The sequence below is a fragment of the Oceanicella actignis genome (genome assembly GCF_008124525.1).
In the GTDB taxonomy this organism is placed as follows: domain Bacteria; phylum Pseudomonadota; class Alphaproteobacteria; order Rhodobacterales; family Rhodobacteraceae; genus Oceanicella; species Oceanicella actignis.
Genome location: NZ_VNHJ01000008.1, coordinates 107013 through 132452, shown reverse-complemented (window position 1 = coordinate 132452; position 25440 = coordinate 107013). Strand labels below are relative to the sequence as shown.

The window sequence follows — 25440 nt, the reverse complement described above, 5'->3', positions numbered from 1 at the left end:
GAATCCCCGGCTTTACGCGTCGCATGAATCGGATAACGTTTTCCGGCCGGTCAAAAAAGAGACATGGAGATCCCAGCGTGACGCAAACGCCTCCGCGATACCCGCGCGACATGCGCGGCCACGGCCCCACGCCCCCCGATCCGCGCTGGCCTGGCGCGGCGCGAATCGCCGTGCAGGTGGTGCTGAACTACGAAGAGGGCGGCGAGAACTGCATCCTTCACGGCGACCCGGCTTCCGAGGCGTTCCTGTCCGAGATCGTCGGCGCCCAGCCCTGGCCGGGCATGCGGCACTGGAACATGGAATCGATCTACGAATACGGCGCGCGCGCGGGTTTCTGGCGGCTGCACCGGCTGCTGACCGGGCTGGGCGTGCCCGTCACCGTCTACGGCGTCGCCACGGCCCTGGCCCGCGGCCCCGAGCAGGTCGCCGCCATGCTCGAGGCGGGGTGGGAGATCGCCAGCCACGGCCTGAAATGGATCGAGCACAAGGACATGCCCATCGAGGAGGAACGCGCCCAGATGCGCGAGGCCATCCGCCTGCACGCCGAGGTCACCGGCGCGCGGCCGCTGGGCTGGTATACGGGGCGGTGCTCGGTCAACACCGTCGATCTGGCGACCGAGGAGGGCGGGTTCCTTTACGTCGCCGACAGCTATGCCGACGATCTGCCCTACTGGCGCCGCCATGCCGGGCGCGACCAGCTGATCGTGCCCTACACGCTCGACGCCAACGACATGCGCTTCGCCACGCCCCAGGGCTTCAACGCCGGCGACCAGTTCGAGGCGTATCTGCGCGATGCCTTCGACGCGCTCTACGCCGAGGGGCTGGCCGGCGCGCCGAAAATGATGTCGGTCGGCCTGCATTGCCGCCTGGTCGGGCGGCCCGGCCGCATCATGGCGCTGCGGCGGTTTCTGGAATACGCGCTGGGGCATGACGGCGTCTGGTTCGCCCGGCGCGAGGACATCGCCCGCCACTGGGCCGCGACGCATCCGCCGCGCCTGACCGAGCGTCCCTCGCAGATGCCGCGCGAGGAATTCGTGGCGCGTTTCGGCGGCGTGTTCGAGCACTCGCCCTGGGTGGCCGAGCGCGCCTGGGCGCTCGAGCTGGGGCCGGCGCATGACTGCGCGGTCGGGGTCTGGAACGCGCTGTGCCGCGCCTTCCGCGCCGCCTCGCCCGAAGAGCGCCTGGCCGTGCTGCGCGCCCATCCCGATCTGGCGGGCAAGCTGGCGCGGGCGCGGCGGCTGACGGCGCACAGCGCGGCCGAGCAGGCCTCGGCCGGGCTCGACGCGCTGACCGACGCCGAGCGCGCGCGCTTCGAGGCGCTCAACGCCGCCTATGCCGAGCGGCACGGCTTTCCCTTCATCATCGCCGTGCGCGAGCATGACAAGCCCGCCATCCTGGCCGCCTTCGAGCGCCGCCTGGCCAACTCGGCCGAAGAGGAATTCGCCGAGGCCTGCCGCCAGGTCGAGCGCATCGCCCTTCACCGCCTGCGCGACATGTTCGACGAGGAGCGCCCATGACCTCCTACGGACGCCCCCCCGGCGGGCTGCCGCCGCAAACGGCGCTGATGACCGGCCGCGCCGTCTTCACCGAGGCCTACGCCGTGATCCCGGGCGGCGTGCTGAGCGACATCGTCGCCAGCCCGCTGCCGTTCTGGGAGGGAACGCGGTCCTGGACGCTGGCGCGCCCCATGACCGGCTTCGCCGAGACCTTCGCCCAGCTTCTGCTCGAGCTGGCGCCCGGCGGCGGCTCGGACCGCCCCGAGCCGGACCCGGCGGCCGAGGCCGCGCTGTTCGTCCTGGACGGCGAGGCGGCGCTGACCATCGAGGGCCGCGCCAGCCGGCTCGAGCCCGGCGGCTTCGCCTACATCCCCCCGGGCGCCGCCTGGAGCCTGCGCAACCCCGCCGGCGCCCCCGCGCGGCTGCAATGGATCCGCAAGGCCTACGCCCGCCTGCCCGGCCTGCCCGCGCCCGATCCCATCATCGTCAACGAGCGCGAGCTGACCCCGGCGCCCATGCCCGGCAGCGACGGGCGCTGGGCGACGACGCGCTTCATGGATCCCGAGGATCTGCGCCACGACATGCATGTGACCATCGTCACCTTCGAGCCCGGCGGGCTGATCCCGTTCGAAGAGACGCATGTGATGGAGCACGGGCTATACGTGCTCGAGGGCAAGGGGGTCTACAAGCTCAACCGCGACTGGGTCGAGGTCGAGGCGGGCGATTTCATGTGGCTGCGCGCCTTCTGCCCGCAGGCGTGCTATGCGGGCGGGCCGGGGCGGTTCCGCTACCTGCTCTACAAGGACATGAACCGCCTGCCCGCCCTGCGTCCGGGCGCCCGGCCATGAGCGGCCCGCACGAGGCGGGCGCGCGCATCGCGGCGCGGCCGCTCGAGGCGCGCGCCTTCGCCCCCTTCGGCGAGGTGATCGAGGCCGCCGGCCCGCCCGACCGCATCATCAATGGCGGGCTTTGCGGGCGCTGGCACGATCTGGCGCGGCTCGATTTCGGCCCGGGCGGGCGCGCCGGCGTCAGCGTGTTCCGCGCCGAGCCGCGCGCCCTGCCGCTGAAGCTGGATCTGCTCGAGCGTCACCCGCTGGGCAGTCAGGCCTTCATCCCCATGACGGCGCATCCCTTCCTGGTCGTCGTCGCCCCGGACGAGGGCGGCGCCCCCGGCCGCCCGCAGGCCTTCGTGACCGCGCCGGGGCAGGGGGTGAACTACCGGCGCGGGGTGTGGCATGCGGTGCTGACGCCGCTGCACCCGCCGGGGCTGTTCGCCGTCATCGACCGCATCGCCGGCGCGGATGACGCCAATCTCGAGGAATTCCGCCCCCGCACGCCGTGGATCATCCTGCCTCCCGGCGGGTCCGACTGACGCGACCGGCCCGGCGGCGGCGGGGCGTCCGCGCGCGCTCGGCAGGGCCGACCGCGCCGCAGCGCCGGCGGGGCGTCCGGGCGCAGCTCGGCGGGGGCGCCGCATCGGCGCACCGGCTTGGGGGCGTGGCGGAGGGCCGGCAGCCGGCGCGGGGCGTCAGGGCGTTGCAGGCGGGCGCGGTCGGCTTGCGCGATCGGGGCGGGCCGCCGGGCGTTTCGCCGGGTGCGGCGGGGCGCTTGGACCGCCTGCTGGCGCGGCGCCGGGCCGAAGGCGGCGCTGGGCGGCCGCGCCGGCCGCCGGCGCGGGGCGTCGGGGCCGCCGCGAGCGGGCGGGGTCGGCTTGCGCGGTCGGGGCGGGCCGCCGGGCGTCGCGCGTGGTGCGGCGGGGCGCCTTGGCCGCCTGCCGCCTTGGCGCCGCCAAGGCGGCGCGGGTCAGAGCAGGTCTCGCAGCATCGCCGCCAGCGGCACGTCGGCCGCCGGCATGGGCAGATCGCGCAGCGCCTCGGGGCGCACCCAGCGCATGGCCTGCCCCTCGCGCGCGGCGGGGGTTCCGCGCCACTTGCGGCAGACGAAGAGCGGCATGAGAAGGTGAAACGAGTCGTAGGCGTGGCTGGCGAAGGTCAGCGGCGCAAGGCAGCTGCCCCAGGTCTCGATGCCCAGCTCCTCGCGCAGCTCGCGGATCAGGGCGGCCTCGGGCGTTTCGCCCGGCTCGAGCTTGCCGCCGGGAAACTCCCACAGCCCGGCCATGGGCTTGCCCTCGGGCCGGCGCGTCATCAGCACCCGCCCGTCCGGGTCGACCAGCGCGCAGGCGACCACCAGCACCAGCCGCGCGGCCTGGGGGCGGCCCGCGGCGCTCTGCGCGTCGCTCGCCCCCTTGTCGGCCCCTGCGGCCATGTCCGCGTCCGTCGCGCTCACGAGCGGTAATCCGCGTTGATCTCGATGTAGCGCTTGGTCAGATCGCAGGTCCAGATCCGCCCGCGCCCGCGCCCCACGCCCAGATCCACCGTGATCTCGAGCTCGGCGCGCTTCATGTAGGCGGCGCCGTCCTCTTCGCGGTAGCCCGGGGCGACCTGGCCGTCCTGCGCCACGAGGATGTCGCCGAAGCGGATGGACAGCTTGTCGCGGTCGGCTTCCTCGCCGGCCTTGCCGACGGCGGCGACGATGCGGCCCCAGTTCGGGTCCTCGCCGGCCAGCGCCGTCTTGACCAGGGGCGAGTCGGCGATGGCCCGCGCCACGCGCCGCGCCGCCCTGGCCGAGCGCGCGCCCGTCACCTCGACGCGGACGAACTTGGTGGCGCCTTCGCCGTCCTTGACGATCTGGTGCGCCAGGTCCTGCATCACCTCGGCCAGGGCGCGGGCGAAGGCGCGCGCATGGGCGCCGCGCGGCTGGTCGATGCGCGGCGCGGCGGCGCGGCCGGTGGCGGCGACCAGCACCGTGTCCGAGGTCGAGGTGTCGCTGTCGACCGTGATGGCGTTGAAGCTGTCGTCCAGCGCGGCGGCGGTCATCTGCTGCAGGGCCTGCGGATCGACCGCGGCGTCGGTGACGATGAAGCCCAGCATGGTCGCCATGTTCGGCGCGATCATGCCCGAGCCCTTGGCGATGCCCACGATCGTGACCGGCGCGCCGCCGATGCGCACGATGCGCGCGGCGCCCTTGGGGAAGGTGTCGGTGGTCATGATGGCGCGGGCGGCGTCCTCGATGCGCTCGGGCGCAAGCCCCTGCGCCAGCGCCTCCATCGCGTCGCAGACGCGCCGGGCGGGCAGGGGCTCGCCGATGACGCCGGTCGAGGCCAGCCACACCCCGCCCAAGGGCGCGCCCGTCGCCTCGGCGGCGGCGGCGGCCACCTGGCGCACGGCCTCGTCGCCCGCGCGGCCGGTGAAGGCGTTGGCGTTGCCCGAATTGACCACGATGACCTGCCGGCCCCTGGGCGGCCCCTTGCGCAGGGCCTCGTCGCGGCGCGCCTCGCACCACAGCACGGGGGCCGAGCGTGTGGCCGAGCGCGTGAAGACGCCGGCGACTGCGCTGCCCGGCGCCAGCTCGATCATCATCACGTCGAGCCGCCCGGCATAGCGCACCCCGGCCGCGATGGCCGAGAAGCGCGCGCCCTCGACCGGCGGCAGGGCGGGGAAGGCGGCCGGGGCGAAGGGCGAGAGGGCGACCTTCTTCTTCGCGCCGCCGGTCTCGGCCTGCGCGCCGGCGCCCAGCGCGGCCTCGAGGCGGGCCAGCCGGCCGTCCAGCGCCTCTAGCCGGGCGGCGATCGCCTCCAGCCCCTGTTCCTCGGCGGCCTTGCGGCGCGCCTTCTTTCCCGTCTTGTCCTTGGCCATGTCGAACCCCTCGGCTGCCCCCGGCGGGGGGCGGATGCGGCGCCGCGGGACCGGCGGAGCGGCCCCGCGGGCATCAAGCAATGCGCCCTTGCGCGCGCGGGCGCAAGAGCGCGCGGCGCCCGTCAGCGCGGGATCAGCACGTCGTCGCGCCGGATCGCCGCGGGGGCGGGGGCGGGCTCGGGACGCTCGACCGTCACGCCCTCGCGCACGGCGTCGACCGCGGCGCGGGCGGCTTCGGATTCAAGCTCGGCGGCCAGCTCCTCGCGCATCTCCTCGAAGGTGGGGGCGGGCTTCTCGCGCCGCTCCTCGAGCTTGATGACGTGCCAGCCGAACTGGGTCTGCACGGGCTCCGAGATCTCGCCCGGCTCGAGGGCGAAGGCGGCCTCGGCGAACTCTGGCACCATCATGTCCTTCTCGAACCAGCCCAGATCGCCGCCGCGCGGACCCGAGGGGCCGGTCGAGCGGGTCTTGGCCAGCTCGGCGAAGTCGGCGCCGTCGAGCAGCTCCTTGCGCACGGCCTCGGCCTCTTCCTTCGTCTTGACGAGGATGTGGCGCGCGCGCACCTCCTCGACCGGCTTGCGCTCGGCCATCTGCTTCTCGTAGGCGGCGCGCAGCGCGTCTTCGGTCACGGCCTTCTCGATCTCGCGGCGCAGCTGGGCCTCGGCCAGGAAGTTGCGCGCATCGGCGCGCGCGCGCAGCTTCGCCAGGCGCGACTGGTCCAGGCCCGCCTCGCGCGCCTTGTCGGCCAGCAGGGTCTGGGTCACGATCTGCTCGACCAGCGCTTCGTAAAGCTGCTCGTCCGGCAGGGCCTGATACTGGGGCGGCAGATTGGCGCGCATCAGGATGACGTCGCCCAGGGTGATCTCGTGCCCGTTGACGCGCGCCACCACCGCATCGGGATCGACGGGGGCGTTCTGCGCATCGGCGGCGCCGGCGGCCGCATCGGCGGCGGGCGCCTGCGCGGGCTGGTCGGCCAGGGCGGGGGCCGTCGCCAGCATCAGCGCGGCGATGCCGCCCGAGATGGCGCGGCGCGTGGGAATGATCGGCATGCGGACTCCTTGTCACGGACGGTTGCGCCGGCGACGCTGCGGCCGCGGGCGCGTTGACACTTGCGCCCCCGCCGCTTACATCAGCCTTGCCCGAAGGACCGGGCCTTCGCGCAGGGGCCGCCTTGATCTAAGCCGTCCCGGCCGGCGCCGCAAGCGCCCGCGCGGAGGGCGCGGTTCCGGGCGCTCGGCAGCCATGCTTGCGGTCGCGGCCCCGGGCGGGCGCGCGGGCGCCCGGACGGGCGCGGTTCCGGGCGCCGGGGCCGAATGGAACATGGCCGGGCCCGGGCGGGCCGGCCGCACACAGGGATACGCCGCGAAATGCTGGGTTTGGGCGCCGCCGCCAGGAAGATCTTCGGAACCGCCAACGACCGCAAGGTCAAGTCCATGATGAAGACGGTCCAGCGCATCAACGCGCTGGAGCCCGAGATCGAGGCGCTTTCGGACGAGGCCTTGCGCGGCAAGACCGACGAGTTCAAGGCCCGCCTCGCCAAGGGCGAGACGCTGGACGGCCTGCTGCCCGAGGCCTTCGCCGTGGTCCGCGAGGCGGCCCGCCGCGCGCTGGGCCTGCGGCCCTTCGACGTGCAGCTGATCGGCGGCATCGTCCTGCACCAGGGCAAGATCGCCGAGATGAAGACCGGCGAGGGCAAGACCCTGGTCGCCACCCTTCCGGCCTATCTGAACGCGCTGACGGGCAAGGGCGTGCACGTCGTCACCGTGAACGACTATCTGGCCCGCCGCGACGCCGAGTGGATGGGCAAGGTCTACGGCTTTCTGGGCCTGACGACCGGCGTCATCGTGCCCGGGCTGGACGACGCCCAGCGCAAGGCGGCCTATGCCTGCGACGTGACCTACGCCACGAACAACGAGCTGGGCTTCGACTACCTGCGCGACAACATGAAATACCGGATCGAGGACATGGTCCAGCGCGGGCACGCCTACGCCATCGTGGACGAGGTCGACTCGATCCTGATCGACGAGGCGCGCACGCCGCTCATCATCTCGGGTCCGGCCGAGGACAGCGCCGCGCTCTACCAGGCGGTGGACAAGATCATCCCCGAGCTGAGCGAAGAGCATTACGAGCTGGACGAGAAGTCGCGCCAGGTCTCCATGACCGACGAGGGCAACGAGTTCGTCGAGCAGCGCCTGCGCGCCGCCGGCCTGCTGCCCGAGGACGCGTCGCTTTACGATCCCGAAAGCATCACCCTGCTGCACCACGTCAACCAGGCGCTGCGGGCGCACAAGCTGTTCAAGCGCGACGTGCACTACATCGTCAAGGACGGGCAGGTGATCATCATCGACGAGTTCACCGGCCGCATGATGCCCGGCCGCCGCTACGGCGACGGCCAGCACCAGGCGCTCGAGGCCAAGGAGGGCGTGCCCGTCCAGCCCGAGAACGTCACCCTCGCCTCGGTGACGTTCCAGAACTATTTCCGCCTCTATGACAAGCTGGCGGGCATGACCGGCACCGCCATGACCGAGGCCGACGAGTTCGCCGAGATCTACGGCCTCGAGGTCATCGAGATTCCCACCAACAAGCCCGTCGCGCGCATCGACGACGACGACCTGGTGTTCCGCACCGGCAAGGAGAAATACCGCGCCATCGTCGAGGCCATCGCCGACGGCGTGCGCCGCGGCCAGCCGATGCTGGTCGGCACCACCTCGATCGAGAAGTCCGAGCAGCTGTCGCAGATGCTGTCCGACCCGGCCTTCCTGGCCGAAACCGCGCGCTTCCTGCGCGCGCAGGCCGAGAAGCTGACCAAGAAGAAGGACGCCGAGCGGCGCGAGCATCTCGAACAGACGGCCGAGTTCCTGGAAGCCCGGGCCAAGCAGGGCAAGGGCATTCCGCATCAGGTCCTCAACGCCCGCCATCACGAGCGCGAGGCGCATATCGTGGCCCAGGCCGGCGCGCCGGGCGCGGTGACCATCGCCACGAACATGGCCGGCCGCGGCACCGACATCAAGCTGGGCGGCAACGAAGAGTTCCGCATCGCCGACGAGATCGCCATGCGCGGCCTGACCGACCCGGACGAGATCGCCGCGCTCGAGGCGCAGATCAAGGCCGAGATCGCCGAGGCCCGCGCGAAGGCGCTCGAGGCGGGCGGGCTGTGGGTTCTGTCCACCGAGCGGCACGAGAGCCGGCGCATCGACAACCAGCTGCGCGGCCGCTCGGGCCGCCAGGGCGATCCGGGCCGCTCGACCTTCTACCTGTCGCTCGAGGACGACCTGATGCGCATCTTCGGGTCCGAGCGCATGGACAAGATGCTGCGCACCCTGGGCATGGAGGAAGGCGAGGCCATCATCCATCCCTGGGTCAACAAGGCCATCGAGAAGGCGCAGGCGAAGGTCGAGGCGCGCAACTTCGACATCCGCAAGAACCTGCTCAAGTTCGACGACGTGATGAACGATCAGCGCAAGGTGATCTTCGCCCAGCGGCGCGAGATCATGGAGGCGGACGACCTGTCCGACGTGGTGCGCGACATGCGCCGCGAGCTGATCGACGAGCTGGTGGCCGAGCACATCCCCCCGCGCGCCTATGCCGACCAGTGGCGCGTCGAAGAGCTGTATGGCGAGCTGGTGCGCTATTTCGGCCGCCCCGACATCCCGGTCATCGAGTGGGCCAAGGAAGAGGGCGTCGACGACCAGGTCATCCGCGAGCGGCTCTACAAGCTGACCGACGAGTTCATGGCCCGCAAGGCGGCCGAGTTCGGCCCCGAGGTGATGCGCCAGATCGAGAAGTCGCTGCTGCTCCAGACCATCGACCACCGCTGGCGCGAGCACCTGGTCATGCTCGAGCATCTGCGCTCGGTCATCGGCTTCCGCGGCTACGCGCAGCGCGACCCGCTGAACGAGTACAAGTCCGAGGCCTTCGCCCTGTTCGAAAGCCTGCTCGCCCGGCTGCGCCGCGACGTGACGGGACAGCTCTCCTACGTTCAGGTCATGCGGCAGGACGAGATGGCCGAGCGCATGCGCCAGGAAGAGGAGGCGCGCCTGGCGCAGGCGCAGCTGAGCGCGGGCGGCGAGGCCGCCGCCGCGCCGGGCGCAGACGTCGCGCCCCAGCCCGCCGAGGCGCCCGCCCGCCCGGCCCGGCCCGAGCGCGCCGTCGCCGACGTGGCCGAGATCGACCCGCGCGATCCCGCCACATGGGGCAAGATCGGCCGCAACGAGCCCTGCCCCTGCGGTTCGGGGCGCAAGTTCAAGCACTGCCACGGCAAGCTGGTCTGACGACGCGGCAAGCGTCCCGAGGGCCGGGGGCCGCCGACTGGAGACGCCGTCCGCCGCGCGCGGGCGTCGGCCCTTCGGCTTTCCTGGGGCGTGCGCCTGCCGTGGCGCCGGCGGGGGCGCTGGCCCGCCGGGCCGCTTTGCGCCGACCGGCCGAGGATCTGGATGCCTCCGGCGCGGCTCCGTCCGGGCGCGAAGCTTCGGGCGCGAAGCCCCGCCCCGGCGCCGGCCGGGCTGCGTCGCGTTCGCGCGCCGCGCGGGTTCAGGGCGCCAGGCCCTCGGCCGCGGGTCGGTAGCCCGGGACCATCTCGATGCGGCGCGCGACGCTTTCGTGCAGCTCCTCGCCATTGGCGCCGCCGAAACGCCGCGGCCGACGCAACAGGAACAGCTTGCCGATGCCGGCATTCGTTCCGACCATGGGCGCGGCGGGGTCGGTGGGAAAGGCCTCGCGCCAGCCTTCGGGCAGCAGTAGGCCGCAGGCTTCGGCGCGCTCCAGCATCCACACCAGCGGAATGTTCGCCAGCGGCCGAGCCGCGGGGCGGCTTTCGACCTGTCCGCCCACATCGGCATGGGCGCCGGCGAACCAGACCTGCTCGAGCCGCCCGCGCCAGCCGGGCGCGCGCTCCCACATCACGGGCGCGAAGGCGGTGCGGGTCTCGTCCAGCGCCAGCGCGTGGAAGCCGTTGCGGATGTGCCGCCCCAGGCGGTGGTCGTGGAACTCGGTGGCCATGGGGTGGATGCGCGACAGGATCGGGTAGGGCAGGCCCAGCGCCGCCACCGTGTCCCACACGCACACCGCCTCGATGCGCACGTCGCGCCGGCAGAAACGATCGGAAAAGCTGCGCGCGGCCGAGTCCGAGCGCGCCCCCATGTAATGCTCGAAGGCCAGGCGCACGCGCCGCTCGATGGCGTGCCGCCGGCGCAAAAGGCCGATGCGGTCGATCATTCCGGCCAGCGAACGCACCGCATAGGCGCCGCGGCTGTAGCCGAACAGGTAGATCCGGTCGCCCGGCCGCCAGCGGCTGGCCAGCGTGGCGTAGCCCTGCAGGATCGCGTCGTTCACCCCCTCGCCGGTGGCCGCGCGCACCCATCCCTCCAGCCCGCGGCCGTAAACGCCCCGGTGATACGCGACCAGCTGCCGCGCCAGCGGTCCCTCGCGCATGAGCAGCTTGTAGGTCAGTCCGGCGTTCGTTTCGCATCCCGGCTCGAGCGACGAGAAGGTGCCGTCCACGATGAAGACATGGTTCCGGCCTGTCGCGTTTTGCGAAAGATGCGATGTGGTTTGCAAAATGCGAAAACTCCGGCATTGGCGGCCCGGGACGTTCCGGCGGTTCGCCCAGGCGCGCGGGCGAAAACCGGCCCGGCGCCCCCACTCTTGCGACGTTTCGGGGGCGCGGGGCAAGAACGGATCGCCCTGCAACCGATTGGCGCGGTTCTTGCATGTTTTTCCCTGCGCTCCGTTCACCGCGAATTTGAACGAGCGTTTGGGGGCCTTTCACCGATTCTGGGGAGAATCGCTGGACGAGCAGGCAAATCGGGGGGAAACGCCATGCGCGATGTGATGTTTGTGCGATTCGACGATGAGGGGGCCGCGGCCCGCGTCAAGGCATGGGCGGGCGCGGGGTTGCGCAGGGCGGGGCTGACGGCCCGTCGCGCCCGCGCGGCGGCCGACCGGCTGGCCGATGCGGCGCGCGAGGCGATCGGGGCGATCCGGGGCCGAGAGGCCGGCGCCGACGCCGAGGTGATGCTGGTGCTGCGCGACGACGACGGCGAGCTGGCGTTCGAGATGGTGGCCGACGGCGACCGCCCGGTGGCCACCCTGCAGGACGGGGCGGGGCCGTGGGAGGCGATCGAGCGGCGCGTCGCCGGCGACGGCGTCACCTGCCTGAGGATGCGCCCTGCGGACTGACCTTGGCGCCCCGCGGCGCGCGCGCCCGAGCGCCTTTGGGGGGCGCCGCGCAGCGCGCCGCGCGAGCGGCGACGAGGGGTCCGCGGGGCGAGGGGCCGCCTGGCCTTCCGCTCGACGAGGGGGCGGCGGCGACATGGCCGAAGCGGCTTGCGCGCCAGGGCCAAGCGGCGCGCGGATCATGGCGACGCCGGCGCCGCCGGCGCGGTTCGGCGGCTCGATCGATGGGCGCTTGATCCGCAGGCGCCCCAATCCGTTGAAATCCTTGTTCGACGGTGGCCATGCGGCGCGCGCTCGGGTTTTGTGGCGGCGTTCGCGGGGGCTTGCCCGGCCGCGGCCGCTTGCGCGCGAGGTGGCCGCCGCTTTGCGCGCGGGTTTCTTCGTCGCCGGCGGCCCGGACGCCAAGGCGGATGCCTTGGGTGCTTTGCACGGCACGGCCGATGAGGCGCGCGCTTCAGTCCGGCGCATGGCCGGTGCGGGCGCGGGGCGGCGTCACGGGCGCGCGGCCTGAAGGGCTTCCCATACCCGGCAGGGGGTGTAGGGCGGTTCGATCGGCTCGGCGCCGGCGGCGCGCAGGGCGTCCTGCACCGCCAGCGCGGCGGCGGGCACGGCGCCCACCGAGCCGGCCTCGCCGCAGCCCTTGGCGCCCAGCGGGTTGGTGCGCGCCATGGTGGGGCTCATGAGCACCTCGAAGGGCGGCAGGTCGGCGGCGCGCGGCATCCAGTAGTCCATGAACGAGCCGGCCAGCGGCTGGCCCGTCTCGGGATCGTAGGCCGCCCGCTCGCCCAGCGCCTGGCCCAGGCCCTGGGCGACGCCGCCATGGACCTGGCCCTCGACGATGAGCGGGTTGATGACCGTGCCGAAATCATCGGCGGCGACATAGCGCGTGACCGCGACGGCGCCGGTCTCGGGGTCGATCTCGACCTCGGCCGCGTGGCAGCCATTGGGGAAGGTGGCGATCGAGTCGTCCACCGCGCCGGCGCCCAGAATGCCGCCCAGCTCGCGCGCCGCATCGAACAGCGTGACCGTGCGGTCCGTGCCCTTGATGCGGAAAAGGCCGCCTTCGTCGGGGCGGAACTCGATGTCGGCCGGCGCCGCCTCGAGCAGCTCGGACGCCGCGGCGAGCGCCTTCTCGATCACCTCGTCCGCGGCCTTGAGGAACACGCGCCCTGCCATGATGAGCGAGCGCGACCCGCCCGTGCCGCCGCCCGCCGGAAGCAGGTCGCTGTCGCCCTCGAGCAGCTGGATCGCGTCGAGGGGCACGCCCAGCTTTTCGTGGATGATCTGCGCCCAGGCGGTTTCGTGCCCCTGGCCGTTGGACTGCGTGCCCACCGCGGCGCGCACGACGCCCTCGGGGTCCAGCTCGAGCGTCGCGCGCTCGATCGGGGCGCCGCCGGTGCGCTCGAAATAGTAGATCACGCCCCGCCCCAGCAGCCGCCCGCGCGCGCGCGCGGCCTCGCGCCGGGCGGGAAAGCCGGCATGGTCCGAGGCCTCGAGCGCCAGCTTCAGGGCCGCCTCGGGGTCGAGGCTGTCGAACTCGAACCCGCCATGCGAGCGGTAGGGAACCTGCTCGGCCTTGATGAGGTTGATGCGCCGGAACTCGGCCGGGTCCATGCCGAAGGCGCGGGCGCCGGCTTCGATCACCGCCTCGGTGACGTGGATGGCTTCGGGCCGGCCGGCGCCGCGATAGGCGTCGGTCGGGGTGGTGTTGGTCAGAACGCCGCGGACCTCGTGATGAAAGCAGGGCAGGTCGTACATGCCGCCCGTCAGCGGCGCCGAGAAGACCGTGTGCACGCCAACGCCGACCGAGGACAGATAGGCGCCGAGATTCGAGATCGAGCGGCAGCGCATGGCCAGGATGCGGCCGTTCTCGTCGAAGGCGCCCTCGGCCTCGGTGGTCAGGTCGCGGCCCTGCACGTCGGCCAGGAAGCTTTCCGAGCGGTCGGCCGTCCATTTGACGGGGCGCCCCAGCTCGCGCGCGGCAAGGGCGACGAGCGCGTCTTCGGGATGGGCCTGCAGCTTCATGCCGAAGCCGCCCCCCACATCGGGCGTGCGCACGCGGATCTTCTCGGGCGGGACCATCAGCTGGGCCGACAGCTTGGCGCGCAGGGCGTGGACGCCCTGCGTGGCGGCCCAGACCTCCCAGCGTTCGGCCTCGGCGTCCCAGCGGGCCAGGGTGGCGCGAGGCTCCATGGCGTTGACGATGATGCGCTGGTTCGTCACGCGCGTGCGCAACGTGCGCGCGGCGCGGGCGAAGGCCGCCTCGACGGCGGCTTCGTCGCCGATGGTCCAGCGATAGGCCAGGTTGCCCGGCGCGCAGTCGTGCAGCTGCGGCGCGTCCGGCGCCAGCGCGGCTTCGGGGTCGACGACGACGGGCAGATCGTCGAACGCCATCTCGATCAGCTCGGCCGCGTCGCGCGCCTGCGCGCGGGTGCGCGCCACGACGAAGGCCACGGGCTGGCCGACATAGCGCGTCACGCCGTCGGCCAGGTGCGGCATGACCACGGGGGGCACGTCGCTTCCGTCGGCCTGCTTGAGGGGGAACTGGTTGGCGATCGGCGCAAGGCGCCCGGCGACGTCGGCCCAGCTCCAGACCAGCAGCACCCCGGGCGCGGCGCGCGCGGCCGACAGGTCGAGCGCGCTCAGCCGCCCATGCGCCACGGGCGAGCGCGCCACATGCGCGAAGACCTGCCCCGGCAGCGACAGGTCGTCCACGAAGCGCCCCTTGCCGCGCAGCAGTCGGTCGTCTTCCTTGCGGCGCACGGGCTGGCCAATTCCGAACTTCATGGCGCTTCTCCTGAACTGCGGGAACGGCGGCAGGCTAGCCGCCTCCGCGGCGCGCGGCAACGGGCCGCGAGGGGCGCGCGGCTGCGCGGTTCCTATTTGCCTGCGCTTGCGCGATAATCGGTCCGTATGCGTCCGAATCAGTTGGAGCGGTCAGTCAGTGCGTAGCGATGACCGAATGATGGCGATCCTCACCGGGGTCGTGTTGATGGTGGCTCTCGGCGCCATCGCTCAAAAGAGCGAGACGCTCATGGCCGCCTTCTCGGGCAAGTCCGGCCCGTCCCCGGTCGACGACGTCGCCGAGCTGCGCGCCGGCGGCTCCTACGTCATCGACGTGCTCCACAATGACGAGGGCATCCCCGATTCGTCCGCAGTCGCGCTGAAGGTGGTCTCGCCGCCGGTCTGCGGCCGCCTGCGGCCCGAGGGCGGGATGCTGGTCTATGACGTGCCCGCCATCTGCGCCGGCACGCAGACCGCCGTGTATTGCGTCGAGCAGGACGGCGCCTGCGCGCGCGCGACGCTGACGCTGGCGCTGGTCGATTCCGACCCGCGCATCGCGCCGGTCAAGCCGCGCGAGGCGCCGGGAGCCGCGCCGCCGGCCGCGCCCGAGCGCGTGGCGCGCGCCGATTCGGCGCGGCCTGCCGCCGGCGCGCCGGAGCTGCCCGAGGATCCGGCCGACATCGCCGCCGCGGCCTCGTCCGCGCAGGGGGGCGCCTTGCCGACCGTGGCCGCCATCGCTCCTCCGCGCGAAGAGCCCCCGCGCCGGCGCGACCTGCAGGCCCCGGCGCCCGAGCCGGGCATGGTGCTGGCGACTCCGGCGCTGTCGGCGCCGGGGGGCGCGGCCCCCGGCGCAGCGCCCGGCGCGGGGCTGCTGGCCGAGCTTGCGCCGCGTTCGCCCGCCCCGGCCGCCTCGGCCGAGGCGGCGCGCCCCGCGCCGCCCGCGCCCGCGGCCGCTCCGGCCCGTCCCGCAGCGGACGGCGCCGCCCCCGCCGCCCCGCCCGCGGCCGCCCAGGGCGCGCCCCGGGCGCCGGCGCCGGCCGCGCTGGCCGAGGTCGCCCGGCCGGGCGCGACCGAGCCGCGGATGCCCCCCGCCGCGCAGCAGCGGATCGCCGCGCTGGCGCCGGCGCCCGCCGCGGAAGAGCCGGCGCAGCCTGGGCCGCTTGGCGCGCCGGCGCGCGTCTCGGCCCCCGCCGCCGCGGCTCTTCCCGCCGCCGCGCCCGCGCCCGCGACGCATTCCCAGGCGGCGCCGCCGCCCGCGGTCGCCGGCGCGGCGCAGATGGGGCTGGCCCCGGCCATGGCGCGCGGCCTGGTCGCCTTCCCCGACGCCATGGGCGCCGTGGCCATGCGCGCCGATCCGCCGGCGCCGCCTCTGGCCGCGCGGCAGGAGGGCCGGCCCGGCGGCTCCGAGCCCGACGCGGTCGAGCCCCTGTTCGGGCCGCTCCTGGCGCTGGAAGGCGCCGCGCCGCAGATGCCCGTTCCGCAGGGCGAGGCCGAGCTTGGCCGCCTGATCGGCCCGCGCGGCCCCGACGCGCAGCTTGCGCGCGCGGCGGCGCGGCCCTTCATGCCCATGATCACCGACATGCGGCCGCCCAAGCCGACCCCCGAGCGCGCCGAGCCGCTGCCCCAGGCGCTCGCCTCGGCCGGCGCCGCGCCGGCGCCCGCGCCCAGCGCGGCGCTGGCCCAGGCCGAGCCCGAGGCGGCGCCCGCGGCCGGCCTGCTGTCGCGCATCGCGCGTCTGGTGACCGGCGCCGAGCCCGTCGCCGCGCCGCCCGCAGACCGCCGCGCGACGCCCGTTCCGGCGCCTGCGCAGGCCGCCGTGGCCCTGGCGCAAGCCTCGGCCTTGCCGGCGCCGGCGGCGCCTGCGCCCGGTTGGGCGCCGCCCCAGGGCGCGCCCGTGCGCATGGCGGCGCTTGACGGTTCGGCCGCGCCGAGCGCGCCGGGCGCGCCGGCCTCGCATGACCGCGCGCCTTTGGCGCCGGCGCCCGACGCCGCGCCTGCGCCCGTGCAGTCCGGCGCGACGCCCGCGCCCGTGCAGTCCAGCCCGGCGGATGGCGCGCCCGCGCCGGCCGCGCCGCAAGCGGTCGAGCGTGCGCCCCAGGCCATCGCCGCGCTGGATGCGCGCGCCGCGCAGGCGCCGGCGGCGATCCCGCCCGCGTCCGCGCCTGACTGCCCGGTGGCCCTGTCGGCGCGCGCCGAGCCGGGGGCGTTCGTCCATGTCGAGGGCGACTCGAGCTGCCGCGCGGGCCGCGTCGGCGTGCTCGAGCACGAGGGCCTGCGTTTCGCCGTGCGCTTCGACGCCAAGGGCCGCTTCGCGGCCGAGCTGCCGGCCTTCGCCCGCGACGCGCGCGTGAGCTATGTCGAGGGCGGCGCGGCCCTGGCGCAGGCGCGGGCAAGGCTGCTTGACGCGGCGCGGGTGCTGCGCGTGGCTCTGGTCTGGGACGCGCCGGTGGACCTGAACCTCCACGCCTTCGAGTTCGGCGCGTCCGTGGGCGCGCCCGGCCATGTGTGGGAGCGCGCGCCGGGCGATGCGCGCGCCTATCGCCGCGGACGCGGGGGGCTGACGCAAAGCTTCCCGTCGCTCGAGGGGCAGGGCGACAATATCGAGGTCTACAGCTTCAACCCCGGGCGGCGCTCGCCGCAGGGGGTGATCCGCATGGCGGTCGAGTTCGCCAGCCGCGGCCGCCTGGCCCAGCCGCCCTATTGCGGACTGACGCCCGAGGCGTCGCCCGTGTTCCGCACCGTCCGGCTCGAGAACGGCCGCGTGGAGGAGCGTTCGAACCAGTCGATCGTCGCCGCCTCGTGCGGCGAGGCGATCGCGGATGCGGCGCTGTATCTGCCGGATATGGTCAGGGACATGGTCATTGTGCATAACTGAGACCGACGCGTCCGGCCAGGCCGGACGAAGCGGCGTATCAAGCGTGAGGGGACGAGACCGGATGATGTTGAGCAAAGCTTTGGGCCGTATCGCGGCCGGCGCGGCCATGGCGGCCGCCCTGATCGGAAGCGCGGCGGCCGGACCGGTCACGCTGCGTTCCTATGACGGGGCGGTGGCGATTTCGGGCGACCTGGTCGAGTTCACCGGCGACGTGTTCGTTCTGCGCACGACGATCGGCGATCTGCGCATCAACGCCATGCAGGTCGCCTGCGAGGGCGAGGGCTGCCCCGACCCGTCCCTTCTGCGTTCCGAATTCGCCATGGCCGGATCGGACGAGATCGGCGCGACGCTGATGCCCGCCCTGCTGCTGGCCTATGCCGACAGCCTGGACGCCGATCTGCTGCAAAGCCGCGAGGGCGACTCGCTGATCGCGCGCATCCGTTCGGCGGCGGGCGCCGATCTGGCCACCGTGACCATCCGGGAAGGCGAATCCGAGGATGCGTTCAAGGCCCTTCTGGCCGGCGACGCGGCCATCGGCATGTCCGCGCGGCCGGTCTCGGACGCCGAGCTGGCCGCGCTGCGCGCCGCCGGCGCGCCCGACATCACCGACCCCGCGCATGAGCGCATCATCGCGCTGGACGGCCTGGTGGTGGTGGTGGCGCCGTCGAACCCCATCGACGCGCTCTCGCAAGAGGACATCGCCGACATCTTCGCCGGCGAGATCACCAACTGGTCCGAACTGGGCGGCCCCGACGCGCCCATCGTGATCTACGCGCCCGAGGGCGAAAGCAGCGCGCGCGCGATGTTCGAGGAGAACATCCTGCAGCCGCTCGGCCTGTCGATCGGCGACGGCGCCAAGCTGTTCGAGAATGACGGCGACCTGGCCGATCAGGTGGCGCTCGACCCGAACGGCATCGGCTTCGTCAGCATCGCCAGCGTGCGCGCCGCCAAGCCGGTGGCCATCCGCACCGAGTGCGGCCTGATCGCCACGCCCGATCCCTTCGGCATCAAGACAGAGGAATACCCGCTGGCGCGCCGCCTCTACCTCTACACCAAGGACGAGACGCTGCCGCCCCACGCCAAGCAGCTGCTGGCCTTCGCGCAGTCCACCCAGGCGCAGCCCGTCATCGCCGACGCCGGCTATGTCGATCAGGGCATCGAGTCGCGCACCATCAACGAGCAGGGCATGCGCTTCGCCATGGCCTTCACCGACCCCTCGCCCGAGTTCCGCTACGGGCAGATGCGCGAGCTGGCGACCGAGCTGCTGGGGGCCGAGCGCCTGTCGGCGACCTTCCGCTTCAACCCCGGCTCGTCGCAGCTGGACAACAAGGCTCAGCGCGACGTGAAGCGGGTGATCGAATACCTCTCGCAGCCCACCATCGGCGAGAAGGAGGTGCTGCTGATCGGCTTCACCGACAGCGTCGGCCGCGCCGACCTGAACCGCGCGCTCAGCTTCCGTCGCGCCGACCAGGTGCGCGCCGCGATCGAGGCGGCGGCGCCCGCCGGCGCGCTCGACAAGATCGACTTCCGCGTGATGGGCTATGGCGAGCTGGCGCCCGTCGGCTGCAACGAAAGCCTGGCGGGGCGGCGCATCAACCGCCGCGTCGAGCTGTGGATCCGCGACAAGTTCTGATCGCGGCACCGAAGACGGGCGCCCGCGCGGCGCCGACGGCGGCGGCCTTCGGGCCGCCGCTTCGCGTTCGGGGCGGCAATTCGCGCCGGGCCGGGGCAGGCGGCTCGGTTGATCCGACTCGCGCTTTGGGCTATGCCGGTCGGGAAATGAACATTCGTTCACCGCCGCCACGCGCGGCGCAAGGGAGGACACCCATGACCGCTTCAGCGCATGATCCCATCGTCATCGTCGGCGCCGCGCGCACCCCGATGGGCGGCTTTCAGGGCGATTTCGCGGGCGTGCCCGCCGCCGATCTGGGCGGGGTCGCCATCAAGGCCGCGCTCGAGCGCGCGGGGCTCGAGCCGGGCGACGTGGACGAGCTTCTGATGGGCTGCGTGCTGCCGGCCGGGCAGGGCCAGGCGCCCGCCCGCCAGGCCGGCTTCAAGGCCGGGCTGGGCGAGGAGGTGCCCGCCACCACCGTCAACAAGATGTGCGGATCGGGCATGAAAACGGTGATGATGGCCCATGACCAGCTGCGCTGCGGCAATGGCGACGTGCTGGTCGCCGGCGGCATGGAGAGCATGAGCAACGCGCCCTACCTTCTGCCCAAGATGCGCGCGGGCGCGCGGCTGGGCCATGCCGAGGTGCTGGACCACATGTTCCTGGACGGGCTCGAGGACGCCTACGACAAGGGCCGCCTGATGGGAACCTTCGCCGAGGATTGCGCCGAGAAGTTCCAGTTCACCCGCGAGATGCAGGACGAATACGCCCTCGCCTCGCTGGCCGGGGCGCTGCGCGCGCAGGAGACCGGCGCCTTCAAGGCCGAGATCGCCCCCGTCGCCGTGCGCACCCGCCAGGGCGAGGTCGAGGTGGCCGAGGACGAGCAGCCCCGCAAGGCCCGCCCCGAGAAGATCCCCACCCTCAAGCCCGCCTTCCGCAAGGACGGCACGGTGACCGCGGCCAACGCCTCGTCCATCTCGGACGGCGCCGCGGCGCTGGTGCTGATGCGCCGCTCGGACGCCGAGGCGCGCGGCCTGCCGATCCGCGCCACGATCCTGGGCCATGCCAGCCACGCCCAGGCGCCGGGCTGGTTCACCACCGCCCCGGTCCCCGCCATGCGCAAGCTGATGGAGCGCGTGGGCTGGAGCGTCGAGGACGTGGATCTGTGGGAGATCAACGAGGCCTTCGCCGTCGTCCCCATGGCCGCCATGGCCGAGATGGGCATCGCGCGCGACAGGCTCAACGTCAACGGCGGCGCCTGCGCGCTGGGCCATCCGATCGGCGCCTCGGGCGCGCGCATCCTGGTCACGCTTCTGCACGCGCTCGAGGCCCGCGGCGGCAAGCGCGGCATGGCCGGCATCTGCATCGGCGGCGGCGAGGGCACGGCCGTCGCCATCGAGCTGCCCTGAGCCGCCGGCCCCGCCCCGCGCGGGGCCGCGCCCTTCCATCCGGCCAAGGAGGCGCAGATGAAGCGCGTGAAGGACATGGTGGCCGAGGCGAACGCCCTGGTCCGAACCCTGCCGGTCGAAGAGGCCATCGCCCTGCATGGGCGCGAGGACGTCACCTTCGTGGACCTGCGCGACATCCGCGAGCTGCGCCGCGAGGGCGCCATGCCCGGCGCCTTCCACTGCCCGCGCGGGATGCTCGAATTCTGGCTGGACCCCGAAAGCCCCTACGCCAAACCCGAGTTCCAGCGCGGCGGCCGCTACGTCTTCTTCTGCGCGGGGGGCTGGCGCTCGGCGCTGGCGGCGCGGACGGCGCAGGAGATGGGCCTGCCCGGCGTGGCCCATGTCGAAGGCGGCTTCGCCGCCTGGAAGGCCGCCGGCGGCCCGGTCGAGGAGAAATGACATGCTGACCGACGAGCAACGCCTGATCCGCGACACCGCGCGCGAATTCGCGCGCAGGCGCCTGGCCCCCGGCGCGCGGGCGCGCGAGCGCGCCGGCCTGATCGAGCCCGAGATCCGCGCCGAGCTGGGCGAGCTGGGCTTTCTGGGCATGACCATCGACCCCGAGATGGGGGGCGCTGGCGCCGACTACGTGTCCTACGCGCTGGCCTTGATGGAGCTGGCCTGGGGCGACGGCGCGGTCTCGACGATGGTGTCGGTGCACAACGCGCCCTATCTGGCCATCCTCGACCGCTACGCCAGCCCCGAGCAGAAGCGCCGCTGGCTCGAGCCCGCCGCGCGGGGCGAGTGGATCGGCTGCTTCGCGCTGACCGAGGCGCATGCGGGCTCGGATGCGGGCGCGCTGCGCACCCGGGCCGAGCGGCGCGGGAACGGCTATGTGATCAACGGCGCCAAGCAGTTCATCTCTTCGGCGCGGATCGGCGGGGCGACGATCCTGTTCGCCGTCACCGACCCCGCCGCCGGCAAGAAGGGCATCAGCGCCTTTCACGTCATGAACGACGCGCCCGGCTTCGTCGTCGCCAAGGTCGAGGAGAAGATGGGCCAGAAGGCGTCCGACACCTGCGCGCTGGCCTTCGACGACATGGAGGCGACCCCCGATCACCTGATCGGCGCAGAGGGGCAGGGCTACGCCATCGCGCTGTCCAGCCTCGAGACCGGGCGCATCGGCATCGCGGCGCAGTCGGTGGGCATGGCCCAGGCCGCCTTCGACCACGCCCTGGCCTATGCGCGCGAGCGCGAGGCCTTCGGCCGGCCGATCTTCGAGCATCAGGCCGTGCAGTTCCGCCTGGCGGACATGGAGACGCAGATCGAGGCCGCGCGGCAGCTGGTGCTCAACGCCGCGCGCATGAAGGACGCCGGGCTGCCCTGCCTGCGCGAGGCGGCGATGGCCAAGCTCTTCGCCTCGCAGATGGCCGAGCGCGTGTGCTCGGACGCCATCCAGACGCTTGGCGGCTACGGCTATCTGGCCGATCATCCGGTCGAGAAGATCTATCGCGACGTGCGCGTGTGCCAGATCTACGAGGGCACGTCCGACATCCAGAAGCTCATCATCGCCCGCCAGATGGCGGGATAACGGGAGGACAGGCATGAAGCTGAGCAACGAAATCGCGGCCGTCGTCACGGGCGGCGCCTCGGGTCTGGGCGAGGCCACGGCCCGCCGGCTGGCCGCCGACGGGGTGCGCGTGGCCATCTTCGACCGCAACGCCGAGCGCGGCGAGGCGGTGGCGCGCGAGCTGGGCGGCGTCTTCTGCGCGGTGGACGTGACCGAGCCCGACAGCGTCGCCGCCGGGCTCGAGAAGGCCCGCGCCGCCAACGGGCAGGAGCGTATCTGCGTCAACTGCGCCGGCGTCGCCTGGGCCGCGCGCACCGTGGACAAGGAGGGCAAGCCCCATCCGGCCGAGCTGTTCCGCACCACGCTCATGGTCAACCTGTTCGGCACCTTCAACGTCGCCAGCCAGGCGGCGGCCGGCATGGCGGCGGCCGATCCGCTCAACGCCGACGGCGAGCGCGGGCTGATCGTGAACACCGCCTCGGTGGCGGCCTTCGACGGGCAGATCGGGCAGATCGCCTATTCGGCCTCGAAGGGCGGCGTGGTCGGCATGACCCTGCCCATGGCGCGCGACCTGGCCCGTTCGGGCATCCGCGTGATGACGATCGCGCCGGGCCTGTTCCTGACCCCCATGCTGCAAAGCCTGCCCGAAGAGGCGCAAAAGAGCCTGGGCGCGCAGGTGCCCTTCCCCTCGCGCCTGGGCGATCCGGCCGAATATGCGGCGCTGGTGGCGCATTTCGCCGAGAACGTGATGCTGAACGGCGAGACGGTGCGCCTGGACGGCGCCATCCGCATGGCGCCCAAATGAGCGCCCGCCGGAGCGCGCCCCCGCGCTCCGGCCCCTTTCCCGAGACGGCGCTTTACGCGCCGGTCAAGGCGCTGCTCGAAGGGCAGGGCTACGAGGTCAAGGCCGAGATCGGCGCCGCCGACGTCGTCGCGCTGCGCCCCGGCGAGCCGCCCCTGATCGTCGAGCTCAAGCGCGGCTTCTCGCTGGCGCTGTTTCACCAGGCCGTTGCGCGGCAATCGGCGGCCGAGGCGGTCTATGTCGCCGTCGCGCGCGGGCGCGGGCGCGCCTTCGCAAGGTCGCTCAGGGCGAACATGGCGCTGTGCCGGAGGCTGGGCCTTGGGCTGATCACGGTGCGTCTGCCCGAGGGAACGGTCGAGGTGCATCTGGACCCGGCGCCTTTTCGGCCGCGCGTCTCGGCGGCGCGGCGGGGGCGGCTGCTGCGCGAATTCGCCCGGCGCGAGGGCGACCCCAATCTTGGCGGCAAGGCGCGCGGGCCGGTCATGACCGCCTATCGTCAGGACGCGCTGCGCTGCCTGCGCCATCTGGCCGAGGCCGGGCCGACCCGCGCGGCCGAGGTCGCGCGCGCCGTCGGCGTTGCGCGCGCGCGGCGGATCATGGCCGACGATCACCATGGCTGGTTCGAGCGCGTCGCGCGCGGGGTCTACGCCGCCTCGCCGCGCGGGCTGGCGGCGCTTGAGGAATGGCGGCGCATGATGCCCTCGGCGCCGCCGCCCGAAGCCTGACCGCCGGCATGGCGGCGGCGATCCTCGGCGCGCCCGATCCGCCGCCGCCCGGCGGCGCGGGCCGGGCGCCGCGCTTCGACGGCGGCGGCGCGCTCCGGCCAGGGGGCGGGCGTTTTCGCCCCGCCGCGGGACCGCGCGCGGGGCAAGGCGTCGCGCCGTCTTTGCGCGTCCGGCGCGGACCCGGCGGGATCGGCCGGCGCCGCGGCCCCTTCGCGGGGCGCGGCGGGGCTCAGAACGCGTTCATGGTCAAGAGGTCGTAGGCGGCCACGGTCTCGTCGTTCTGGTTGGTCAGCTCGACGTCCCAGCGCACCTCGCCATGGCTTTCGTTGCGCGGGGTCTTGCGCTTGACCGTCAGGCGCACCTTGATCGAGTCGCCCGGGCTGACCGGCTTCATGAAGCGCAGGTTGTCGAGGCCCGTGTTGGCCAGCACCGGTCCGGGGTCGGGCTGCACGAACAGGCCGGCGGCGAAGCTCAGCAGCAGATAGCCATGCGCCACGCGGCCGGGGAAGAAGGGGTTCGCGCGGGCGGCCTCCTCGTCCATGTGGGCGTAGAAGGTGTCGCCGGTGAAGTGGGCGAAGCGCTCGATGTCCTCGAGCGTGATGGTGCGCGCGGGGGTGTGGATGGTCTCGCCGATGCGCAGCTCGCCGAAGCGGCGGGCGAAGGGATGGACGCCGGCGTCGATCTCGGGCGCGCCGCGCACCCACTCGCCGCCGATGGCGGTCAGCATGCGCGGCGAGCCCTGCACCGCGGTGCGCTGCATGTAGTGCATGACGCCGCGCACGCCGCCCAGCTCTTCGCCGCCGCCGGCGCGGCCCGGGCCGCCATGGACCATGTGCGGCAGCGGCGAGCCGTGGCCCGTGCCCTCCTTGCCGATGCCGCGGTCGGCGAAGTAGAGCCGCCCGTGCCACGCGGCCGAGGCCAGCGCCAGGTCGCGCGCAAAGTCGGGATCGTCGGTGAAGACCGACGCGACCAGCGAGCCGCCCCCCCGGTTGGCCAGCGCCGCCGCATGCGCCGCGTCGCGATAGGGCATGAGGGTCGAGACCGGGCCGAAGGCCTCGATTTCATGCGGCGCGCGCGCGCCGTCGGGATCGTCGCAGCGCAGCAGCATGGGCGGCAGGAAGGCGCCCTTGTCGGGGTCGGCGCCCAGAAGCTGGAAGTTCTCGGGATCGCCGAAGATGCGCCGCGCCTCGGCGCCGATGCGCCCGACCGCTTCGAGCACGTCGGCCTTCTGCGCCGCCGAGGCCAGCGCGCCCATGCGCGTCTCGGGCAGCGCGGGATGGCCCACGCGCACCTCGGCCAGCCGCGCGCTCAGCGCCTCGGCCAGCGCGTCCAGATGCGCGGCCGGGGCCAGGATGCGGCGGATGGCGGTGCATTTCTGCCCGGCCTTGACGGTGATCTCCTTGACCGCCTCGCGCACGAACATGTCGAATTCGGGCGTGCCGGGCGCCGCGTCCGGCCCCAGGATCGAGGCGTTGAGGCTGTCCTGCTCGGCCACGAAGCGGGTCGCGTTGTCCAGGATCGCCGGCGCCGCGCGCAGCTTGCGCGCCGTGGCCGCCGAGCCGGTGAAGCTGACCACGTCCTGCGGCCCGACATGCGACAGCAGATCGCCCACGCCGCCGGCGATGAACTGCACGGCGCCTTCGGGCAGGATGCCGCTTTCGACGATCATGCGGAAGGCGGCCTCGGCCAGCCATGCGCCCTGCGTGGCGGGCTTGACGATGGCCGGAACGCCCGCCAGCAGCGTCGGCGCCAGTTTTTCGAGCATGCCCCAGACGGGGAAGTTGAAGGCGTTGATGTGCACAGCCGCGCCTTGCAGCGGGGTGCAGACATGCCGGCCCATGAACGCGCCCGAGCGCGACAGCTGCTCGGTCGGGCCGTCGAGGAAGACATGCGCGTCGGGCATCTCGCGCCGGCCCTTCGAGGCGTAGACGAACAGCGTGCCGATGCCGCCGTCGATGTCGATCAGCGAATCGGCGCGCGTGGCGCCCGTCAGCAGGCTGAGCTCGTAAAGCGGCTCGCGCCGCTCGTGCAGGTGCTGCGCCAGCGCCTTGAGCATGCGCGCGCGTTCGTGAAAGGTCATCTTGCGCAGGGCGGGGCCCCCGACCCGGCGCGCATGTTCGAGCATGGCGGCGAAGTCGAGGCCCTCGGAGCCGGCCTCGGCCACGACCTCGCCGGTGACGGGGGTGCGGATGGGGCGCGCCCCGGCCGGCGCGACCCAGGCGCCCAGGGCGTAGCTGCGCAGCTGCATGACGGACATCTTTTCCTCCCTCGGCCGATGGCGGCGGCGCGGCGCGCCGTCCGGTCGCCAACACTATTGAC

The 25440-nt window shown here is 73.5% G+C and carries 19 protein-coding genes; 13 read left to right on the top strand and 6 right to left on the bottom strand.

Features of this window, described 5'->3' with window-relative positions; genetic code table 11:
• Positions 1-110 precede the first annotated feature (110 nt).
• From puuE to LY05_RS11975, 3 genes are read left to right on the top strand one after another with little or no spacing between them, the layout of a single operon-like run.
• Entirely contained in the window at positions 111-1517 is a 1407-nt protein-coding gene (gene puuE / locus LY05_RS11985; RefSeq protein WP_148923352.1) for an allantoinase PuuE, read from the top strand.
• Positions 1514-2344 carry a bifunctional allantoicase/(S)-ureidoglycine aminohydrolase gene (locus LY05_RS11980; RefSeq protein WP_148923314.1) on the top strand — a complete coding sequence of 277 codons (831 nt, stop codon included), beginning with the start codon at positions 1514-1516 and terminating at the stop codon, positions 2342-2344. The genes puuE and LY05_RS11980 overlap by 4 nt, the downstream gene beginning before the upstream one ends.
• Positions 2341-2868, top strand: a complete 528-nt coding sequence (locus tag LY05_RS11975) for an ureidoglycolate lyase (protein ID WP_148923313.1) — start codon at positions 2341-2343, stop codon at positions 2866-2868. The genes LY05_RS11980 and LY05_RS11975 overlap by 4 nt, the downstream gene beginning before the upstream one ends.
• 431 nt (positions 2869-3299) lie before the next feature.
• On the opposite strand, the gene LY05_RS11970 is transcribed toward LY05_RS11975, so the two are convergent.
• The 3 genes from LY05_RS11970 to LY05_RS11960 all read right to left on the bottom strand — a co-directional run bounded on the left by LY05_RS11970 (position 3300) and on the right by LY05_RS11960 (position 6240).
• Positions 3300-3782, bottom strand: a complete 483-nt coding sequence (locus LY05_RS11970) for a (deoxy)nucleoside triphosphate pyrophosphohydrolase (RefSeq protein ID WP_282957565.1) — start codon at positions 3780-3782, stop codon at positions 3300-3302.
• On the bottom strand, positions 3779-5191 hold the full coding sequence (gene argJ / locus LY05_RS11965; RefSeq protein ID WP_148923312.1) for a bifunctional glutamate N-acetyltransferase/amino-acid acetyltransferase ArgJ: 1413 nt from the start codon (positions 5189-5191) through the stop codon (positions 3779-3781). The genes LY05_RS11970 and argJ overlap by 4 nt, the downstream gene beginning before the upstream one ends.
• A 122-nt stretch (positions 5192-5313) precedes the next feature.
• A complete protein-coding gene (locus LY05_RS11960) occupies positions 5314-6240 on the bottom strand; it encodes a peptidylprolyl isomerase (RefSeq protein ID WP_249041943.1) in 927 nt (308 codons plus the stop codon).
• A gap of 318 nt (positions 6241-6558) precedes the next feature.
• On the opposite strand from LY05_RS11960, the gene secA reads away from it, so the two are divergent.
• A complete protein-coding gene (gene secA / locus LY05_RS11955; protein ID WP_148923311.1) occupies positions 6559-9462 on the top strand; it encodes a preprotein translocase subunit SecA in 2904 nt (967 codons plus the stop codon).
• 259 nt (positions 9463-9721) lie between these two features.
• On the opposite strand, the gene LY05_RS11950 is transcribed toward secA, so the two are convergent.
• Positions 9722-10747, bottom strand: coding sequence for a T6SS phospholipase effector Tle1-like catalytic domain-containing protein (locus LY05_RS11950; RefSeq protein WP_282957564.1), 1026 nt, complete (start codon positions 10745-10747; stop codon positions 9722-9724).
• 273 nt (positions 10748-11020) lie between these two features.
• Between LY05_RS11950 and LY05_RS11945 the strand changes: the two genes are divergently transcribed.
• Both LY05_RS11945 and LY05_RS11940 read left to right on the top strand, forming a co-directional pair.
• Positions 11021-11368, top strand: a complete 348-nt coding sequence (locus LY05_RS11945; RefSeq protein ID WP_125459038.1) for a hypothetical protein — start codon at positions 11021-11023, stop codon at positions 11366-11368.
• A 133-nt stretch (positions 11369-11501) separates the two neighbouring features.
• Positions 11502-11876, top strand: coding sequence for a hypothetical protein (locus LY05_RS11940; RefSeq protein WP_148923310.1), 375 nt, complete (start codon positions 11502-11504; stop codon positions 11874-11876).
• Here the strand turns inward: LY05_RS11940 and LY05_RS11935 are convergent.
• Complete coding sequence (locus LY05_RS11935; RefSeq protein ID WP_148923309.1) at positions 11858-14152, bottom strand: xanthine dehydrogenase family protein molybdopterin-binding subunit; 2295 nt, start codon at positions 14150-14152, stop codon at positions 11858-11860. The genes LY05_RS11940 and LY05_RS11935 overlap by 19 nt on opposite strands.
• A 175-nt stretch (positions 14153-14327) precedes the next feature.
• On the opposite strand from LY05_RS11935, the gene LY05_RS11930 reads away from it, so the two are divergent.
• From LY05_RS11930 to LY05_RS11900, 7 genes are all read left to right on the top strand, one after another.
• Entirely contained in the window at positions 14328-17024 is a 2697-nt protein-coding gene (locus LY05_RS11930; RefSeq protein ID WP_170258992.1) for a hypothetical protein, read from the top strand.
• 106 nt (positions 17025-17130) lie between these two features.
• Positions 17131-18657 carry a substrate-binding domain-containing protein gene (locus tag LY05_RS11925; protein ID WP_170258991.1) on the top strand — a complete coding sequence of 509 codons (1527 nt, stop codon included), beginning with the start codon at positions 17131-17133 and terminating at the stop codon, positions 18655-18657.
• Positions 18658-18851: 194 nt separating this feature from the next.
• Positions 18852-20045 (top strand): acetyl-CoA C-acyltransferase, encoded by a 1194-nt coding sequence (locus LY05_RS11920; RefSeq protein WP_072747738.1) that lies wholly within the window; start codon positions 18852-18854, stop codon positions 20043-20045.
• Between the two features lie 57 nt (positions 20046-20102).
• Positions 20103-20483: a rhodanese-like domain-containing protein gene (locus LY05_RS11915; RefSeq protein ID WP_072747737.1), complete on the top strand. Its 381-nt coding sequence runs from the start codon at positions 20103-20105 to the stop codon at positions 20481-20483.
• A 1-nt stretch (position 20484) separates the two neighbouring features.
• Positions 20485-21615 carry an acyl-CoA dehydrogenase family protein gene (locus LY05_RS11910; protein WP_072747736.1) on the top strand — a complete coding sequence of 377 codons (1131 nt, stop codon included), beginning with the start codon at positions 20485-20487 and terminating at the stop codon, positions 21613-21615.
• 13 nt (positions 21616-21628) lie between these two features.
• Positions 21629-22399 (top strand): SDR family NAD(P)-dependent oxidoreductase, encoded by a 771-nt coding sequence (locus LY05_RS11905; protein ID WP_148923306.1) that lies wholly within the window; start codon positions 21629-21631, stop codon positions 22397-22399.
• Complete coding sequence (locus LY05_RS11900) at positions 22396-23121, top strand: DUF2161 domain-containing phosphodiesterase (protein WP_148923305.1); 726 nt, start codon at positions 22396-22398, stop codon at positions 23119-23121. Before LY05_RS11905 ends, LY05_RS11900 begins: the two co-directional genes overlap by 4 nt.
• A 229-nt stretch (positions 23122-23350) precedes the next feature.
• Here the strand turns inward: LY05_RS11900 and paaZ are convergent, their stop codons facing one another.
• Entirely contained in the window at positions 23351-25378 is a 2028-nt protein-coding gene (gene paaZ, locus LY05_RS11895; RefSeq protein ID WP_148923304.1) for a phenylacetic acid degradation bifunctional protein PaaZ, read from the bottom strand.
• Between the last annotated feature and the right edge of the window lie 62 nt (positions 25379-25440).

Bases quoted from the DNA above. Each gene is read 5' to 3' on its own strand.
- puuE (WP_148923352.1), top strand. From the start codon at position 111: ATGCGCGGCCACGGCCCCACGCCCCCCGATCCGCGCTGGCCTGGCGCG.
- LY05_RS11980 (WP_148923314.1), top strand. From the start codon at position 1,514: ATGACCTCCTACGGACGCCCCCCCGGCGGGCTGCCGCCGCAAACGGCG.
- LY05_RS11975 (WP_148923313.1), top strand. From the start codon at position 2,341: ATGAGCGGCCCGCACGAGGCGGGCGCGCGCATCGCGGCGCGGCCGCTC.
- argJ (WP_148923312.1), bottom strand. From the start codon at position 5,191: ATGGCCAAGGACAAGACGGGAAAGAAGGCGCGCCGCAAGGCCGCCGAG.
- LY05_RS11960 (WP_249041943.1), bottom strand. From the start codon at position 6,240: ATGCCGATCATTCCCACGCGCCGCGCCATCTCGGGCGGCATCGCCGCG.
- secA (WP_148923311.1), top strand. From the start codon at position 6,559: ATGCTGGGTTTGGGCGCCGCCGCCAGGAAGATCTTCGGAACCGCCAAC.
- LY05_RS11945 (WP_125459038.1), top strand. From the start codon at position 11,021: ATGTTTGTGCGATTCGACGATGAGGGGGCCGCGGCCCGCGTCAAGGCA.
- LY05_RS11940 (WP_148923310.1), top strand. From the start codon at position 11,502: ATGGCCGAAGCGGCTTGCGCGCCAGGGCCAAGCGGCGCGCGGATCATG.
- LY05_RS11935 (WP_148923309.1), bottom strand. From the start codon at position 14,152: ATGAAGTTCGGAATTGGCCAGCCCGTGCGCCGCAAGGAAGACGACCGA.
- LY05_RS11930 (WP_170258992.1), top strand. From the start codon at position 14,328: ATGATGGCGATCCTCACCGGGGTCGTGTTGATGGTGGCTCTCGGCGCC.
- LY05_RS11925 (WP_170258991.1), top strand. From the start codon at position 17,131: ATGGCGGCCGCCCTGATCGGAAGCGCGGCGGCCGGACCGGTCACGCTG.
- LY05_RS11920 (WP_072747738.1), top strand. From the start codon at position 18,852: ATGACCGCTTCAGCGCATGATCCCATCGTCATCGTCGGCGCCGCGCGC.
- LY05_RS11915 (WP_072747737.1), top strand. From the start codon at position 20,103: ATGAAGCGCGTGAAGGACATGGTGGCCGAGGCGAACGCCCTGGTCCGA.
- LY05_RS11910 (WP_072747736.1), top strand. From the start codon at position 20,485: ATGCTGACCGACGAGCAACGCCTGATCCGCGACACCGCGCGCGAATTC.
- LY05_RS11905 (WP_148923306.1), top strand. From the start codon at position 21,629: ATGAAGCTGAGCAACGAAATCGCGGCCGTCGTCACGGGCGGCGCCTCG.
- LY05_RS11900 (WP_148923305.1), top strand. From the start codon at position 22,396: ATGAGCGCCCGCCGGAGCGCGCCCCCGCGCTCCGGCCCCTTTCCCGAG.
- paaZ (WP_148923304.1), bottom strand. From the start codon at position 25,378: ATGTCCGTCATGCAGCTGCGCAGCTACGCCCTGGGCGCCTGGGTCGCG.